Annotated in this window: 16 protein-coding genes and 1 pseudogene; 15 read left to right on the plus strand and 2 right to left on the minus strand. The window is 51.7% G+C overall.

Translation table 11 applies throughout. The features are described from left to right. Positions 1 to 86: 86 nt before the first annotated feature. Positions 87 to 2,219 carry a KamA family radical SAM protein gene (locus MUG09_RS00855; protein ID WP_244772693.1) on the plus strand — a complete coding sequence of 711 codons (2,133 nt, stop codon included), beginning with the start codon at positions 87 to 89 and terminating at the stop codon, positions 2,217 to 2,219. 19 nt (positions 2,220 to 2,238) lie between these two features. On the opposite strand, the gene MUG09_RS00860 is transcribed toward MUG09_RS00855, so the two are convergent. Next, a complete protein-coding gene (locus MUG09_RS00860; RefSeq protein WP_244772694.1) occupies positions 2,239 to 2,730 on the minus strand; it encodes an FUSC family protein in 492 nt (163 codons plus the stop codon). Positions 2,731 to 2,844: 114 nt separating this feature from the next. On the opposite strand from MUG09_RS00860, the gene MUG09_RS00865 reads away from it, so the two are divergent. The 14 genes and pseudogenes from MUG09_RS00865 to MUG09_RS00930 all read left to right on the plus strand — a co-directional run bounded on the left by MUG09_RS00865 (position 2,845) and on the right by MUG09_RS00930 (position 15,130). Further along, positions 2,845 to 4,302, plus strand: a complete 1,458-nt coding sequence (locus MUG09_RS00865) for a LacI family DNA-binding transcriptional regulator (protein WP_244772695.1) — start codon at positions 2,845 to 2,847, stop codon at positions 4,300 to 4,302. A 54-nt stretch (positions 4,303 to 4,356) separates the two neighbouring features. After that, positions 4,357 to 4,962, plus strand: coding sequence for a sensor histidine kinase (locus tag MUG09_RS00870; RefSeq protein WP_244772696.1), 606 nt, complete (start codon positions 4,357 to 4,359; stop codon positions 4,960 to 4,962). Continuing rightward, positions 4,959 to 5,384, plus strand: a complete 426-nt coding sequence (locus MUG09_RS00875) for a response regulator (protein WP_244772697.1) — start codon at positions 4,959 to 4,961, stop codon at positions 5,382 to 5,384. Before MUG09_RS00870 ends, MUG09_RS00875 begins: the two co-directional genes overlap by 4 nt. 192 nt (positions 5,385 to 5,576) lie before the next feature. Then, positions 5,577 to 6,464, plus strand: a complete 888-nt coding sequence (locus MUG09_RS00880) for an ROK family protein (RefSeq protein WP_244772698.1) — start codon at positions 5,577 to 5,579, stop codon at positions 6,462 to 6,464. A 2-nt stretch (positions 6,465 to 6,466) separates the two neighbouring features. Further along, entirely contained in the window at positions 6,467 to 7,201 is a 735-nt protein-coding gene (locus MUG09_RS00885) for a GntR family transcriptional regulator (protein WP_244772699.1), read from the plus strand. A gap of 13 nt (positions 7,202 to 7,214) precedes the next feature. After that, positions 7,215 to 8,933 (plus strand): class I mannose-6-phosphate isomerase, encoded by a 1,719-nt coding sequence (locus MUG09_RS00890; protein WP_244772700.1) that lies wholly within the window; start codon positions 7,215 to 7,217, stop codon positions 8,931 to 8,933. 113 nt (positions 8,934 to 9,046) lie between these two features. Further along, on the plus strand, positions 9,047 to 10,003 hold the full coding sequence (locus MUG09_RS00895) for a D-2-hydroxyacid dehydrogenase (protein WP_244772701.1): 957 nt from the start codon (positions 9,047 to 9,049) through the stop codon (positions 10,001 to 10,003). Positions 10,004 to 10,143: 140 nt separating this feature from the next. Then, positions 10,144 to 10,758, plus strand: a complete 615-nt coding sequence (locus MUG09_RS00900) for a type IV toxin-antitoxin system AbiEi family antitoxin domain-containing protein (protein ID WP_244772702.1) — start codon at positions 10,144 to 10,146, stop codon at positions 10,756 to 10,758. Then, positions 10,751 to 11,584 carry a nucleotidyl transferase AbiEii/AbiGii toxin family protein gene (locus MUG09_RS00905; protein ID WP_244772703.1) on the plus strand — a complete coding sequence of 278 codons (834 nt, stop codon included), beginning with the start codon at positions 10,751 to 10,753 and terminating at the stop codon, positions 11,582 to 11,584. The genes MUG09_RS00900 and MUG09_RS00905 overlap by 8 nt, the downstream gene beginning before the upstream one ends. Positions 11,585 to 11,637: 53 nt before the next feature. Next, positions 11,638 to 11,922 (plus strand): NAD(P)-dependent oxidoreductase, encoded by a 285-nt coding sequence (locus MUG09_RS00910; protein WP_244772704.1) that lies wholly within the window; start codon positions 11,638 to 11,640, stop codon positions 11,920 to 11,922. Between the two features lie 153 nt (positions 11,923 to 12,075). Further along, positions 12,076 to 12,671, plus strand: a pseudogene (locus MUG09_RS00915) (type III PLP-dependent enzyme domain-containing protein); the annotation flags it as partial. A gap of 72 nt (positions 12,672 to 12,743) precedes the next feature. Beyond that, a complete protein-coding gene (locus tag MUG09_RS00920; RefSeq protein WP_244775347.1) occupies positions 12,744 to 13,085 on the plus strand; it encodes a type III PLP-dependent enzyme domain-containing protein in 342 nt (113 codons plus the stop codon). A gap of 237 nt (positions 13,086 to 13,322) precedes the next feature. Then, the gene (gene garR / locus MUG09_RS00925; RefSeq protein WP_483315931.1) at positions 13,323 to 14,222 is read left to right on the plus strand and encodes a 2-hydroxy-3-oxopropionate reductase; all 900 of its coding nucleotides are present in this window, start codon (positions 13,323 to 13,325) and stop codon (positions 14,220 to 14,222) included. A 2-nt stretch (positions 14,223 to 14,224) separates the two neighbouring features. Then, positions 14,225 to 15,130 (plus strand): dihydrodipicolinate synthase family protein, encoded by a 906-nt coding sequence (locus MUG09_RS00930; protein ID WP_244772706.1) that lies wholly within the window; start codon positions 14,225 to 14,227, stop codon positions 15,128 to 15,130. 205 nt (positions 15,131 to 15,335) lie between these two features. On the opposite strand, the gene MUG09_RS00935 is transcribed toward MUG09_RS00930, so the two are convergent. After that, a complete protein-coding gene (locus MUG09_RS00935; RefSeq protein ID WP_244772707.1) occupies positions 15,336 to 16,127 on the minus strand; it encodes an IclR family transcriptional regulator in 792 nt (263 codons plus the stop codon). Positions 16,128 to 16,145: the final 18 nt, after the last annotated feature.

Here is a 16,145-nt window from a genome sequence, read left to right on the forward strand (position 1 = left end):
GCGTTTGTGTATATATAACTATATATAATATAAGTAATAATAGACAAACCTTGACACTTGATAACCTATGCCTGTATCTTTAGAGTATGAATACACAATATGAACGCATTACTGAACTTGTAGAGAGGATGAAGCAGGACAATCCTGAGGTTGTCGCATTATTCCTTGACCGAAAGCTTGATGATGCGGCCCTCGTTGCACACCTGCGTGAGCATTTTTCTGCCGTCATGCAACAACACTACCCGAAAGCTTGGGCCTATTATACCGGAGAGGAGCAGACCGAACAGGACTATTACAAACTCATGAGTATTTCCATGGCGCATCTAAGGATGATGGATTACCTGGACCATGAGGGAGAGGCCTTCGAGGATGGGAACCTCCACGGTCGGAAAGTCGTTTCCCAGCCGATTACCCTGCTTCGCAAGGTGCTGCTGGGTCAAGATTGCTCCTGCTCGGTAGATTTTGTCGAGGACATGGCCCATCTGCTGGCCCAGCTCAGCGGAGTGGAAGACCGCGATATTCCACCAAGAAGCAAAGTCTTGGAGTGGATGGAACGCCATCCCAGCGGGCTTGACCAACCGGTCATCGCCTGGAGAGCCAAGAACAAGGAACGCATTGTCGAGCTCTTGGTGGAGAGAATTGAGAACCAGACCAAGGCGGGATCATTCTATCACTTCAAGCAAGGGATGACAAAAATCGAGAAACGCAAGCAGGTGCTGCTCTGGTGGAAGGAGGATAGGTTCCATCTCCACTTTGCCATTCGGTCGGCCGATGACTTGAATCGCTACCTCGATTACAGCATGGATGAGAAGACCCTCGGCATCATGCACGAAGCAGAGCAGAAGGGGATACCCATCTTCGCCACTCCGTACTTCCTCTCCCTCATCGACACCCGTCCTCTTGAACAGCAGGAGCGGGCGCATAGCGACGAAGCGATACGCAGCTACCTCTTCTACAGCCGCGACCTTGTCGAGGAGTTCGGCTCGATCGTTGCATGGGAGAAAGAGGACATAGCTAAGCCCGGCGAGCCGAATGCCGCAGGTTGGCTGCTTCCCTCGCACAACGTCCACCGCCGCTATCCCAATGTTGCCATCTTCATCCCCGATACCATGGGAAGAGCCTGCGGGGGCCTGTGTTCCTACTGCCAGCGCATGTATGACTTCCAGGGGGGACGTTTCAACTTCGAATTGGAGAAACTGCGCCCGAAGAAAAGCTGGAAGGAACAGCTTGCGCTGAACATGGAGTACTTCAGGAACGACCCATACCTGTGGGACATCCTCATCACCGGAGGCGATGCCTTCATGAGCTCGGTCAAGTCCCTGAAAACCATTTTGGATGCCGTGCTCACCATGGCCGCTCAGAAGATCGAGGATAATAAGGCTCGAAGTCTTGAAGAGCAGTATGCTCCCATGAGAAGGGTCCGCTTAGGAACCAAGATACCTGTCTACCTTCCCCAGCGTGTAACAACTGAACTTGCCCAGGTCCTTGCTGATTTTAAAAAGAAAGCTGCAATGGTGGGAATCGACCAGTGCGTGGTACAAACCCATGTCTCCTCGGCGATGGAGGTCACACCCGAAACCAAGAAGGCGGTACGCAGGTTGCTCGATGCCGGCTGGGCTGTCACCAACCAGGAAGTATTCACGGTTGCCGCCAGTCGCAGGGGTCACTCGGCCAAGCTGCGCAAGGTCCTCAATGACATCGGGGTGCTTCCTTACTACAACTTCAGTGTCAAGGGCTTTAAGGAGAACCGCGAGCTCTTCTCCACCAACGCCCGCAGCACGCAGGAGCAGGTTGAGGAAAGTTCCATCGGACAGATCGCCCAACGCTATCACGCTACCATCCGCACCTTCATGAAGGATGCACAGAACATGGTCGAACAAATCGATTCAATCCGTCAGGGCGATGAGATACCCTTCATCTCCCCCGACCGAAATACGCTCAACCTTCCCGGAGTCGGCAAGAGCAATACCTACCGAACCATCGGAATCACCGAGGATGGAAGACGTATTCTGCGCTTTGAATTCGACCATACCCGGCCGCACAGCAAGGTGATCGAGGATATGGGGTTTGTCATTGTCATAGAATCCAAATCGATAGCCCGTTATCTCAATCAGCTATCTGAAATGGGTGAGAATGTCAGTGAATACGATACCATTTGGGGCTATTCTGCAGGAAGCCTTGAACCAAGGAGTCCGGTGTTCGAAGGAACAACCAAGTAATATTCAATGCCCCTTTCTTTTACGAGAGGGGCTTTTTTGCAAGCAACCTCTCTCCATACTGGAACGAGAGGGTTAGTGCCAAACCCACCAGGCAACCCAGCAGGACTGCAGCAATGCGCTGCAGGGCGTAGGACCACATGGGCTTGCCCATCTCCTGCAGAAGGACGATGACCAAGGCGGCCAATGCGCTTCGCGTGGAGGTGGGAATCCTCAGGATCGTACAGACAGCGATGGTCAGCACAACCCCGATGCACAGCTGTGTGAGTTGACTCAGTGGCAAGGTGAAACAGAACAACCCTAATAAAGCCCCGGTGATGTTTGCCTTGATTCTTGCGATAGGCAGTGTGATCGAGTTGTCCCAGTCGGGGGCCAAGACCAACAGCAGGCTCACGATCGACCACGAGAGATAGTATTGGGGAAATGCCTTGTAAAACCCATGGCAAATGATGGTTCCGATGAGGCATTTGATGATATAGAGCAAAAAAATGGGGTTGAAAAGCTGTCGTTTCATGAAGGCAAGTATGAAGAGCCCCGCTTTGGTCTGTCAAGGAAAAGCGGAGAGGTCTGATGTTCATTGCAAAATACATCCATCCTCGAACCAAATCTGAGCTATACTGCAGAAACTATGGGAAGCACAGTTCCAAAACGAATCGGGTTTCTTGCAACCCAATTCGATGAGTATTATCAGAATCTCGTCTTTCATGGTGCCTTGGAGGAAGCAAGGCGATATCCTGTGCAGCTCATCTTCTATGAAGGGAGCAACTCCGACACCTTGAACAAGGCCGGTGCGTTGGACGACACCGCCTTCAGCCTGGCGGCGAAAACCCAGCTCGACGGTCTTATCGTCATGACCAATACCATGGGTTCTTCCTTCTCCCGAGAACGAATCGCAGGGTACCTCGCTTCCTTCTCCCACATACCCATCGTCTCGATCGGTCTGTCTTTTGACAATGTCTATACGCTCAGCCCCCATGCCAGCGGCGGTATGAGTCAATTGACCAGCCATCTGGTCGAGGTGCACAAGCGTCGGCACTTTTTATTCCTTGCGGGGCCACAGGGGCATCCTGAGAGCGAGGCTCGCAAGCGTGAATTTTTGGATACGCTGTCTGAACTGCTTCCCGAAGCAAAACCGACTGTCGTGTATGCGGATTTTCTGGAAGAGAAAGCGTATGAACGTACGCTTTCGGCCATTGAGGGGACGTGGGACTTCGATGCGGTTGTGGCCGCCAACGACCAAATGGCCTTCGGTTCGATTCGGGCTTTGGAGGAGTATGGCCTCCATGTACCTTCCAGGGTTTCGGTGACCGGTTTTGATGACATACCCTACAGTGTTCTTTCCATTCCCGCTCTTACGACCATCCACCAACCTACGACCGAACTCGGCAGAAGAGCCATCGAGTACCTGGCATCCGAGCTGGAGCTGGGCACTGCCGATGAAGTCAGCAGGTTTACCGACCTTACTACCTCATTCGTCATACGCCAGAGCTGCGGATGTATGAACGGCGGGGCCGAATATGCCGAATCCACCGTCGATCAACTTCAGGGTCGTCTGAGGAACCTTTTCTCCCTGCAGGTGAGCGAACGCTCTCGCTCTGGCTTTCTCAGGCGTATCGAAGCTGCGGTTGTCAGGACGTTCAAGCTTGAGGAACTTCTTTATGAGTTGGCCAATGGCCTGAAACGGCTGGGAATTCGTTTTGCCGCTGTGGTTATGGTCGATATGCATAAGAAGAACACCAGCCAGGCAAGTCTTTTCATGCGCCTCGATGGGGATGCCGTACACATTCAAACACCCAACGGGCAACAGTTCTCCACCAGAGCCCTGCTTCCCCAAGGACTTCCCGGGGACTTCCAGGCATATGTATGCGAGCCGCTGCAATTCGGCTCGGAGCAGATGGGATACTTCATCTGCACCCCCGATGCCAAGGACATGCATGTCTACGCTACGCTGCGCGACCTTATCACCACCTCGGTGAAGGGTGCCTTGATCATGTCCTTGGAGAAGGATCGTGAACTTACCTTACAGCGGGAAGTGAACAAGCGTACCATGGAGCTTATGGCAGCCAATAAGCAACTGAAGAAGTAAATCTCCCAACGCAAGGAGCTTGAACACGAGCTGCTGGAGATCTCGAACAACATCATGACCCGCATCGGTCAGGATATTCACGATGATTTGTGTCAGGATTTGGCGGCTCTTGGGATGCTTGCAGCCACGCTGGAATCGACACTCAAGAAAACCGAGTTGACCGGGGCCCAGCAGCTTGCCAGACACATCAGTGAGTCGGCACTCAAGAGTGCTTATACAGCCAAGCAGATTGCACGTGACCTGTTCCCCTCCGACCTGCAGGATAATGGCTTGACGGCTTCGGTGATGCAGCTGGTGAAATCGAAGAACATCACCGATGGAGGGAGGATCGCTCTTGAGATTCAGCCCCATTTTCAGGTTGATGATACGCAGATGGCGATACAGCTCTACCGTATTATCCAAGAGGCGTTGAACAATGCCATCAAGCATGCACATGCCAACCATATCACTGTACGTCTGCAATCTGACAAGCAGTCGATAACCGTTGAGGTTGCCGACGACGGGGTGGGTTTTGAAGTGAGGAAAGGCAAGGCGGCAAGCGGTATGGGAATGAAGATCCTTACCTACCGAGCCAACCTGATCGGAGGAAGCCTGAACGTTTCATCGTCGCCAGAGGGGACGGTGGTCAGCTGTACTGTTACCCTGCAGGAGGGTGTATGAAACAGAAAACATGTATCATCATTGATGACCATCCGCTTTATCGAAGCGGTATAAGCGCGTTGGTGCGTGAAGGGTTGGGTTTGGAATGCATCGGTGAAGCAGGCTCGCTGCAAGAGGGAAGGCAACTGCTTGATACCATCGACCCAACACTTGCAATCGTCGATATCTCCCTGCTCGGTGAGAGCGGACTGACACTCGTCAATGAGTGCAGACTCCGCCATCCCCAGCTTAAAATCCTGGTCGTATCCATGCATGATGAAAACCTCTATGGCGAACGCGCCCTCTCAAGCGGTGCGAACGGATACATCATGAAGCATGAAAGCCCCGATGTCCTGCTTGATGCAATCAAGCGTATTCTTCATGGAAAGATAGGGATCAGTGAGAATCTGAAGCAGCGGATTGCCGATAAGAATCTCTCGTAGTCAATACATCAACGTACTTCCAGGTTCTTCCGCAGGAATGTAGGCCCTCTGAGACTGAAACCTCCCTTGACGCTTCTACATAAGAACAATATCATAATGTCATGACATTTAACACCAAAGGCTTTCCTTCATCTTGAAACCTGGGAGTCTTGAAGGTGCGAGGCAATCGAGCTGCAGGCTTGGGAGGCAGGTATGACCAGATATATTGTTCTCGATGTAGGTGGCACAACCATAAAAGGGAATGTAGTTACCCAGGAGAACGAACTGTTTTTTCCTGAAGAAAAAGTCTTTGATGCATGCGCCGATGGAACCAGGGAGGAATTGTTGCTCAATTTCCTGTCCATTCTCAACCAGTTGAATCCCCGGGGAGATTGTGTCCAAAGCATCTGTTTTGCTTTTCCAGGTCCCTTCGACTATGCACGGGGCATAAGCTACATGAAGGGGTTATCCAAGTATGAGGCACTCTATGGCCTTGAAATGCAGAAAACCTTGCAGGACTTGGATGAAACAGGCTGGATTAAAACAGCAAGTTTTCATTTTGTGCACGATATCGAGGCTTTTGCCTATGGAATCTGTCGCCGATATCCCTATTTGGCAGACAAGCGCGTGTTCTGTCTCTGCTTGGGAACCGGTGCCGGGTCGGCATTTCTCGCCAACGGGACTGTAGTGAAAGGCACAGAGGGTGTTCCGGAGAATGGCTGGATCTACAATGTTCCGTACAAGGAGTCCATCATCGATGACTATATTTCAGCCCGGGGCTTGGCACGATTGTCCAAGGAGAAGCTGGGAACCGAACTGGATGGATACCATCTGAAAGTAATGGCTGATGACGGTGATGAGAGAGCCGTTGAAGTATTTTTGAGATTCGGAGAAGAAATCGGCTCTGCCATTCAAGGCTTTCTGAATGGATTTCACCCGCAGGTCTTGGTTTTGGGTGGGAACCTGGCCAAAGCCTATCCCAATTTTCAGGATGGCCTGCATACGACGGCAAGCCTTGAAGGTATTGAGGTACTGGTGGAGCATGAAACGTCTGTCAGGATTTTTGAAGGCCTTCTTGCCAACTGCATGAGGAGGAAATGAACATGTTTGAGGCATGCCATTTGGACAAGTCAAAGGGGGCTGCTCCTCTGTATCATCAACTTAAGCAGATCCTTAAGAAAGAGATAGAAGAGGGGAATTTCATCAAAGGCTCGCTTTTTCCTTGCGAGAAAGACTTGATGAACACATTCGGAGTAAGCAGGACCACTGTAAGACAGGCACTTGGGGACTTGTCGAACCTCGGCTACCTTCGAGGAGAGCGGGGGATCGGCACGATGGTTACGTTCAGCAAGATCAATGAGCGCATGCAATCGGTGATCAGCTTTTCCGAGGAGATGCAAAGGCATGGAGTCATCATGTCCACGAGTCATTGCTCAATTGGATCAGAGGCCGCCTCCAAGTACATCGCCCAACACCTGGACGTCATGGAAGGAGAGCGGGTCTTTCATCTGATTCGCGTCCGTTGTGCAGACGGCGTTCCCTTGGTGTATTCAGATACGTATCTGCCCGGATGTCTGGATCTTCCCCTGAATGAGGCAACATACAATGCATCGTTGTATGCTTTCCTCAGGAAAGAGAGGGATATCGTCGTGGCATCGGCCCAAGACACCCTGGAGGCGATGCTTGCCGATGGTCAGATGGCTGCATTTCTGAAAATACCGCTCTATACCGCGGTTTTCAAGAGGACGAGAAAAGGCTTCGACCAGGATGGAAGACAGGTGGAATTCTCCGTGAGCTGTTATCCGGGTGAAAAATATAAATACACGATAGAACTATAGTACGGAGGCCGATATGCGCAAGCCAGGGTATGAGTTGCACCCGGTGATTGAAATCAGCGGGTGTGATGATGCCGTTATCGTTGGATATGAAAAGATGGTAGAAACAATCAGGGAGACGAAGCATCGGATTGTGGTTTGTGATGTCTACCCCGGCGTTGATACGAAGCAGGTGGTCCATGCATTATCGGCCTTGCATCCGGTGGTGGTTGTCGATACCAGCGACTTGCTCAAGCCCCTTCCAATCCTGGAAACACAATTCAGTCGGAACATCACTGATGACCGGGTGTTCGGGTTCATGTCCCACCATGTCATCGAGTCATGTTTTGACGAAGCAAAGCTCAACAGCGCCCGAGAACTTGTTGCGTCCACTGATTCAGCAGTTGTTCTCATCGTAGGCGTCGGTGCCAGTTTGGTCAGTTGTTCAGGCTTGTTGCTCTACTTCGACCTTACACGCTGGGAGATACAGAAGCGCTATGCACAGGACCTGCCTAATTGGTTGGCTGATAATCCAAAGGCGGACGCTCTGGAAAAATTCAAACGCGGGTATTTCCTTGAGTGGAGAATTGCAGACAGGCATAAGATTTCGCTCTTTGACTCTGTTGCGTGGTTCATCGATACCCATGAGAACGATCACCCGAAAATGATTGCAGGTGATGTTCTCAGGGATGCGATCGCTGCAGTTGCAACCCGGCCTTTCCGGATGGAGCCTTACTTCAACCCGGGAGTCTGGGGAGGTCAGTGGATGAAGCAGCATTTCGGTCTTCCGAACGAAGCACCTAATTATGCATGGTGTTTCGATGGGATTGTTGAAGAGAATTGCATCAATCTCGAATTTGGCGGTGAGATCATCAAAATTCCAGCCAATAATGTGGTCTTTTCAAAACCGCATGAACTTCTTGGGGAAAAGGTCCATGGACGATATGGCTTGGAGTTCCCGATACGATTCGACTTGCTTGACACCATAGGGGGAGGGAACCTGTCGCTTCAGGTACATCCCTTGACTGAGTACATCCAACAGGAATTCGGCATGCATTATACACAGGATGAGAGCTACTACATACTGGATGCAGGAGATGATTCTGTCGTGTATCTGGGAGTGAAAAACGATTGTGACAAAGAAACGATGCTAGCCGATCTCGATGCTGCAGAACATGCAGGTGCTTCGTTCCCTGTTCAAGCATACGTCAATGCATTCCCTGTACAAAAGCATGACCATATCCTGATCCCGGCAGGCACCATTCATTGTTCAGGCAAGGATACGATGGTTTTGGAAATCAGTGCCACCCCATACATTTTCACCTTCAAGCTCTGGGACTGGGGGCGATTGGGACTCGATGGACAACCCCGGCCGGTGCATCTGGCCCATGGGAAGAGAAACATCCAATGGGATCGAGATACCGATTGGGTGAAAGCCCAACTTCTCGAACAAGCACACACTGTGAGCAGAAACCCCGATTACGAGATTGAACAGACCGGCTTGCATATTCGCGAACCTATCATCACGTTCCGTTATACCGTGAGGACGGCATGTCCTGTAATCATGGATGACAGTGTTCAAGTGTTGAACTTGGTTGAGGGGGAACGTGCTCTCATCACAAGTCCAAGCAACGCTTTTGCGCCGTTTGAAGTGCACTATGCACAAACGTTCATCATACCCGCTTCAGTCCGCGAGTATTGTATTATCGCTCCTGATGATGATCCTGTAATCCTGATATGCGCTCAAATACGATGACTGTATGGAAAAGTGGGCCATCGTTTATTGCGTACACTTGATTGGATGCGTGAGGATACCAAATTTCTGATTTTATTGTATGCTACGATATGAAAACTTTTGAAGGAGCATCCATGCAGCACACCATTGTCATTCTTGATGGCTACACAGAAAACCCCGGAGACCTGAGTTGGGACGGTTTTGCCGGGCTCGGATCCTTGACTGTCTACGATCGCACCAAGGAAGAGGATATTCTCTCACGTATCGGTGATGCCGATATCGTCATCACTAATAAGACGCCGCTTGGCAGGGAGATCATTGAGAAGGCTCCCAACATCAAGTACATCGGCGTTCTTGCCACCGGCTACAACGTAGTCGATACCCAGGCGGCGAAAGAGAAGGGTATTCCTGTTTGCAACATTCCCACCTACGGCACCGATGCAGTCGCCCAATTCGCCTTCGCCCTGTTGTTGGAGATAGCCCACCACGTCCAGCATCACAGTGATGCGGTGAAACAGGGACGCTGGACAAGCTGCCCGGATTTCTGCTTCTGGGACTATCCGCTCATTGAGCTTGCAGGAAAGACCATGGGCCTCATCGGCTACGGCAGGATCGGGCAGGCGGTGGCCAGAATCGCGCGTGCATTCGGCATGGTGGTCATTGCCTATGACTCCTATCAGGACCCGAAGCATCAGGATGTCTATGTATCGCTGGACGAATTGCTGCAGAGAAGCGATGTTGTCTCTCTGCACTGCCCGCTCTTTGAGGCGACCAAGGGAATCATCAACAAAGAGACCATTGCACAGATGAAGGACGGGGTCATCATCCTCAACAACAGCCGCGGTCCCCTCATCGTCGAGCAGGACCTGGCCGATGCCTTGAACAGCGGCAAGGTGTATGCAGCGGGCTTGGATGTGGTATCGACCGAGCCGATCAAAGAGGACAATCCCCTGCTCACTGCAAAGAACTGCCTGATTACCCCCCACATAAGCTGGGCGCCGAAGGAGAGTCGTCAGCGTCTGATGGACATAGCCGTCGAGAACCTGAAGGCATTCCTTGCAGGCAAGAGTCAGAATGTGGTCAATGCATAACCTGCAAAGAATCAGTGCGAATGTGTGGCTTGTTGTTAACCCATCATTCTTCTCCTACACTATTGAAGCTTAGCTTGTGTCCCTGATACGGAATACTTTTGTTGCACTTACACGGAACATGTGATACTATGTCCGTGTGGATGCAACAAAAGAAAAGGTATATGGATTATAAAAAGCACATAGAGCAGTATCTGGAGAACTCAGGTGGAATAATCACGGCATCATACTGTCGTAGCAAAAAGATCCCAACGATCTATCTTAGCAGGCTCGTTCGAGAAGGGATTCTGCAAAGAGCGGCAGAGGGTCTCTATATTTCGGAAGCAGGAATGTATGATGCCTATTATTACTTTCAATATCGCTTTAAAAAAGCAGTGTTTTCTTATGAGACAGCACTGCATCTGCTTGGGGCAACAGACAAGATTCCCCAAGACATGGATGTCACGGTTTACTATAGCTATAAGTTCAATAAAGCCCCCCTCGGCGTGAACATCCATTATGTGAATAAGAAGATTCACAATCTGGGAGTGGTGGAAACGAGAACCATGTTCAATAACCCTGTCCGAGTGTATTCATATGAACGAACACTTTGCGATTTCATCGCCCACGAAGATGCAATGGATAGGGAGGTGTATATCAAGCTTGTCCGTTCTTATGCACACTATGCCAAAAGAGATATCCACACTCTCTATGAAATAGCAACAAGCATGGGACTTGATGCAAAGGTGAAGACACTTATGGAACTGGTCTATGAATAAAGCCGGATTGACAGCACTTTGCCATACGATCAGCAAAGATACCGGATTAACCTTCAACTCAGTCATGCTCTACTATTTTCTCGAGAACATATTGAGAAAGCTTGTGCAAGGAAAGTATGGGGAGACTCTTGTTTTCAAAGGTGGCTTTCTCCTTTCCAACGTCGTGGGAATAGAATCTCGCAGCACAATGGATATAGATATTCTTGTACGAAACATGCAGATATCGGAAGAAAATGTTTTGGCGATGCTTACTGAATCATTGAAAGAGAATGAAGGCGATGAAATACAATATGAAATTATGGGCATCTCACCAATCAAAGAACAAGATCAATACGGAGGGTATCGAGCAAGTATTCTTTGCAGATTTGAAAATATTAGACAAGTCATTCCACTTGATATTGCAACGGGAGATGTTATAACACCGAATCCAATACAGTATTCATTTTCCAGTGTCTTTGGGGATGACGAAATCCCCATCAAGGCATATCCGATTGAAACAATGCTTGCAGAGAAATTGCAGACAATTTACGCAAGGGGATTCTTGAATAGCCGGAACAAGGACTATTATGATCTCCATATCCTTTACAAACTGAAAAGCAAAGCGATAGACATGCCAACATTGGTAAGGGCTTGTGAGCAAACATTCCAGTATCGAAAAACAGAATTTGATCTAGTAAAAATACAGGAGTTGCTCGAAAGATTAAAGGTGGATGACTCTTTTCAGAAGCGTTGGAATGCTTATGCAAAGAAGAACAACTATGTTCATGGTCTCAGTTTTGAAGCTGTCATCCTTGATGCTATAAGACTCATTAACAAAATGAGCTGAGTACTGAGAAACCAGGAAGCAAGATGTGACAATGAAGAATTCCATCATCAAAGATGAAGGACGGGGTCATCATCCTCAACAACAGCCGCGGTCCCCTCATCGTCGAGCAGGACCTGGCCGATGCCTTGAACAGCGGCAAGGTGTATGCTGCGGGCTTGGATGTGGTATCGACCGAGCCGATCAAGGAGGACAATCCCCTGCTCACTGCAAAGAACTGCCTGATTACCCCCCACATAAGCTGGGCGCCGAAGGAGAGTCGTCAGCGTCTGATGGACATAGCCGTCGAGAACCTGAAGGCATTCCTTGCAGGCAAGAGTCAGAATGTGGTGAATGCATAAATGATTGATGTGGTCGTATGGTTGACATAAGGAACTCGAAATTACATATTCAGCCGTATGAACATAACTGAAATAATGTCTTAGGAACGGTGGCAACGGGTACTGGAACATTCCCAAGGCCGCGAGACACCGTTCCAATTGATTCTCTCCGATGTGATCGAAGAGAAATACCAGGAGCTTCGTCAAGCACTTCCGTTTGCGAAGGTATATTATGCGGTGAAAGCCAATCCCGCACCCGATGTATTGCGCCTGCTCGACCGTCTGGGGTCGAATTTCGATGTGGCATCGGTATATGAGCTGCGTCGGCTGCAGGAGCTGGGGATCAGTGCCGACCGCATGAGTTGCGGCAATACCATCAAGAAGTTCGAGCACATCAAGGAGTTCTATGCCGCTGGCATTCGACTGTTCGTCACCGACAGCGAAGGGGACTTGAGAAATATTGCAATGGCCGCCCCCGGTTCAAAGGTCATGGTACGCCTGATGGCCGAGGGAGCCCAAACCGCCGACTGGCCCCTCTCCAGAAAGTTCGGCTGCAGCCCTGGGGCCTCTCGTTTCATGTGGGATCGCAGCAGCGCGATATCACCGCCTGGGATAGTGCTCTCTCGAAGGTCAGCTACCTATTCACCTGGCTTAAGGAGAATGAGGATCTAACCCTTTCCTGCATCAATATGGGCGGGGGGTTCCCTGCCACCTATCGCGAACGGACACATCCAGTGCAGACCTATGCCGATGAAATCAAGCGGTACTTGGAAGAAGACTATGGGGACGTGCTGCCTGAGATAATCATCGAACCCGGACGCTCGCTTGTCGGCGACAGCGGGGTGCTTGTCTCAGAGATCGTACTCATCTCCCGTAAATCCCGAACCGCGCTTGAACGGTGGATATACCAGGACTGCGGCCGCTTCGGCGGGCTTATGGAAACCCTTGGAAAAGCCATCCATTATCCGATTGTCTGTGAACGCAACGGGCCGCAGGAGCAGGTCATCCTTGCAGGTCCGACCTGTGACTCCATGGACACCCTCTATGAGGACTACCGCTATGAACTTCCCTTGAGCCTTGCTGTCGGAGACAGGCTGTATTGGCTTTCTACCGGAGCCTATACCAGCAGTTACTCCGCCATAGAAATCAACGGGTTTCCGCCTTTGCAAACGGTGGTGATCTGAGAAAAATCCCTGCCAGTCTTTTTTCCTGCCTTCGGGTGGGTTTTTTGTGGAAAAAGATATGAATATAATGCAATTTGAAAATTATAATAAGAAATATAAAAAATATAATAGAATCTATTGAATTTATAATTTTAGTTGACAATCGCTCACTCTGCTCGTACTCTATATATGTGGGCAGTTCCGTCCGTATGCACTCTGTGATACGAACGTGCCTGTTGTTTGAGACGCATTATAATTCTGAGGAGTGAAGATATGAAGATTGGATTCATCGGACTAGGCATCATGGGCAAGCCCATGGCAAAGAACCTGCTGAAGGCGGGCCACGAGGTGGTGTGCTTCGATGTGAACAAGGATAACGTGGAGAACGTGGTGGCGGCCGGGGCGAAGGCGGCGGCGAGCGCGGCCGACGTAGCCTCCCAGGTCCCCCTGGTGATCACGATGCTGCCCAACAGCCCCCACGTCAAGAGCGTGGTCATGGGCGAGGGCGGGGTGCTGGAGGGGGCGGCCGAGGGCCTGATCCTCATCGACATGTCCTCCATCGCCCCGCTTGCGAGCCAGGAGGTGGAGAAGGCCTGCGCGCAGAAGAAGGTGCGCATGCTGGACGCCCCCGTTTCCGGGGGTGAGCCGAAGGCGGTGGACGGGACGCTTGCGATCATGGTGGGCGGAGAGAAGGCCCTCTTCGAAGAGGTGAGGGAGATCCTGCTGGTGATGGGCTCCAGTGCTGTGCATTGCGGGCCGATCGGGGCGGGGAACACGACCAAGCTGGCCAACCAGGTCATCGTGGCGCTGAACATAGCGGCGGTGGCGGAGGCTTTCACGCTGGTGCGCAAGGCGGGTGTGGACCCGCACCTGGTGTTCGAGGCGATCAAGGGGGGTCTTGCGGGCAGCACGGTGATGAACGCCAAGGCGCCGATGATGATGGATTCAAACTTCAAGCCCGGCTTCAAGATCGACCTGCACATCAAGGACCTTGCCAACGCGCTGGACACGGGCCACGGGGTGGGCTCCCCGCTTCCCTTGACGGCCCTTGCACGCGAGATGATGGAGACCCTGCACGCCGACGGCTTCGGCGGTGACGACCACAGCGCCCTGGCACGCTACTATGCGAAGCTGTCCGGCACCGCAATCGGGGAGTGAGCATGGATACTTCCTTCATCAAGGGGATCATCCCCCCGATCGTGACCCCGATCAAAGAGGACGAGACGCTGGACGAGGCGGCGCTTCGCAGGCTCATCGACTTCGTCATAGAAGGCGGGTGCTCGGGCATCCTGGCCTTCGGCTCCAACGGGGAGTTCTACATGATGGAGGAGGATGAGATGGAAAGGGCCCTGTCGGTCATGATGGACCAGGCGGCCGGCCGGGTGCCGGTGTACATGGGCGTGGGAAACATCCGCACCACCAAGTGCATCCGCCTCGCCCGGATGGGCGCCTCGATGGGAGCGAAGGCCGTCTCGATCCTGCAGCCGATGTTCATCAAGCCCACCGACGAGGAGCTGAAGGGCCACATCAGAAGCATAGCCGCATCGGTGCCCGATACGGCGGTGCTCTTGTACAACAACCCCGGGCGCTGCGGCTACGCGATGAGCCAGGAGCTGGTAGAGGAGCTTGCACACTCGGTGCCCAACCTGGTGGGCATGAAGGACTCCAGCGGGGACCTGACGCAGACCATCGAGTTCATCAGGCGCAACGCCGACGTGGGCTTCAAGGTGATGTGCGGCAAGGACACGCTGATCTACTCGGGCCTGTGCGTCGGGGCCGTGGGGGCTGTGTGCTCTACGGCCAACTACCTGCCCAAGCTTGTCTGTTCCATCTACGACAAGTACGTGAGCGGGGACCTGAAGGGTTCTTTGGAGGCGCAGTGGGAGCTGAACCCGATCAGGCTGGCAACCGACAAGTCGAGCTTCCCTGTTGCGACCAAGGACCTGGCGAACCTGGTGGGCATGCAGGTGGGAAGCCCGTTTTTGCCCAACCTGAGTTCGCCGCCCAAGCAGATCGAGCACCTGAAGAGGCAGCTGGTCGACGGCGGCTTCGAGGTGGTCGGCTGAACACCTGAAAAGCAAGGCAAACGAAGTCGAGGCTGTCCGAAAGGGCAGCCTCTTATAGTCAGGATGAAGTACAAAGACATGATTTACTAAAATATGTTTTACTAAAACGTAATTGAGTGATGGGCTACATCCATGAATGAACACCTATCCATCGGAAGAGAAGCAAAGCCGGCCACCTTGGTTGGCGTAGAGCATATGGTGCCGATCACATAACCGGTTGTGTAGTATAGCCCATCATGTAGGAGATCTTGGAAGCGGTGTCCTTCAGCCTTGGGATGGCTGCCTCGATCTCCTCGACGGCCATATTGGAGGTGAGGGCGCTTACGCTGATGCCAGCGATGATTCTTCCATCACGGCCTCGTACGGGAACCGCCGAGCAGTTGTCGCCTTCGATGAACTCATTGCGGTCGCGAGCGACCCCTTCTTTGCGGGCCTTAGCCAGCTCTTCCTTCAAGGCCTTGGGGTCGGTGATGGTCTTTTCCGTATACCGATTCAAACCCTTGTCATGAATGATCTTGTCCAACTCTGCCTCAGGTAGTTCACAGGTGAGGACCTTGCCAAGGGCCGAGCAGTGGAACGGAAGCTGGCGGCCGGGGGTGAAGTACGTTCTGGGAGTCGATTGGGTATCGATTCGGTCGAGCATCAGCACCTCGCCGTTGTAAAAGACCGCCATGTTCACATTTGCTTTGGGGAACTGGTTCCACAGCAGTTCAAGGTACGGCATCGTCACCTTGCGAATCTCCTGTGACTGGAGGGCGCTTCTGCTGAGCTTCAGGGTTTTCAGGGAGATGGCATAGAGGCCTGTATAGGGGTCTTTTGTCATATAGCCTGAATTCTGCAGGCTCGCAAGCAGGCGAAATGCCATATTGCTGTTGGTATCGAGGGCTGCACATACATCCTGGATGGAGATGGGACCGCTCTGCTCGGAGGCGTAATCCAGAATTTGAAAACAACGGGCAACAGTCTTAATATTATACTTGTCGGTGTCTATGGGCATGATGGTTCCTCGATTTGC

Source organism: Sphaerochaeta associata, assembly GCF_022869165.1.
GTDB lineage: Bacteria > Spirochaetota > Spirochaetia > Sphaerochaetales > Sphaerochaetaceae > Sphaerochaeta > Sphaerochaeta associata.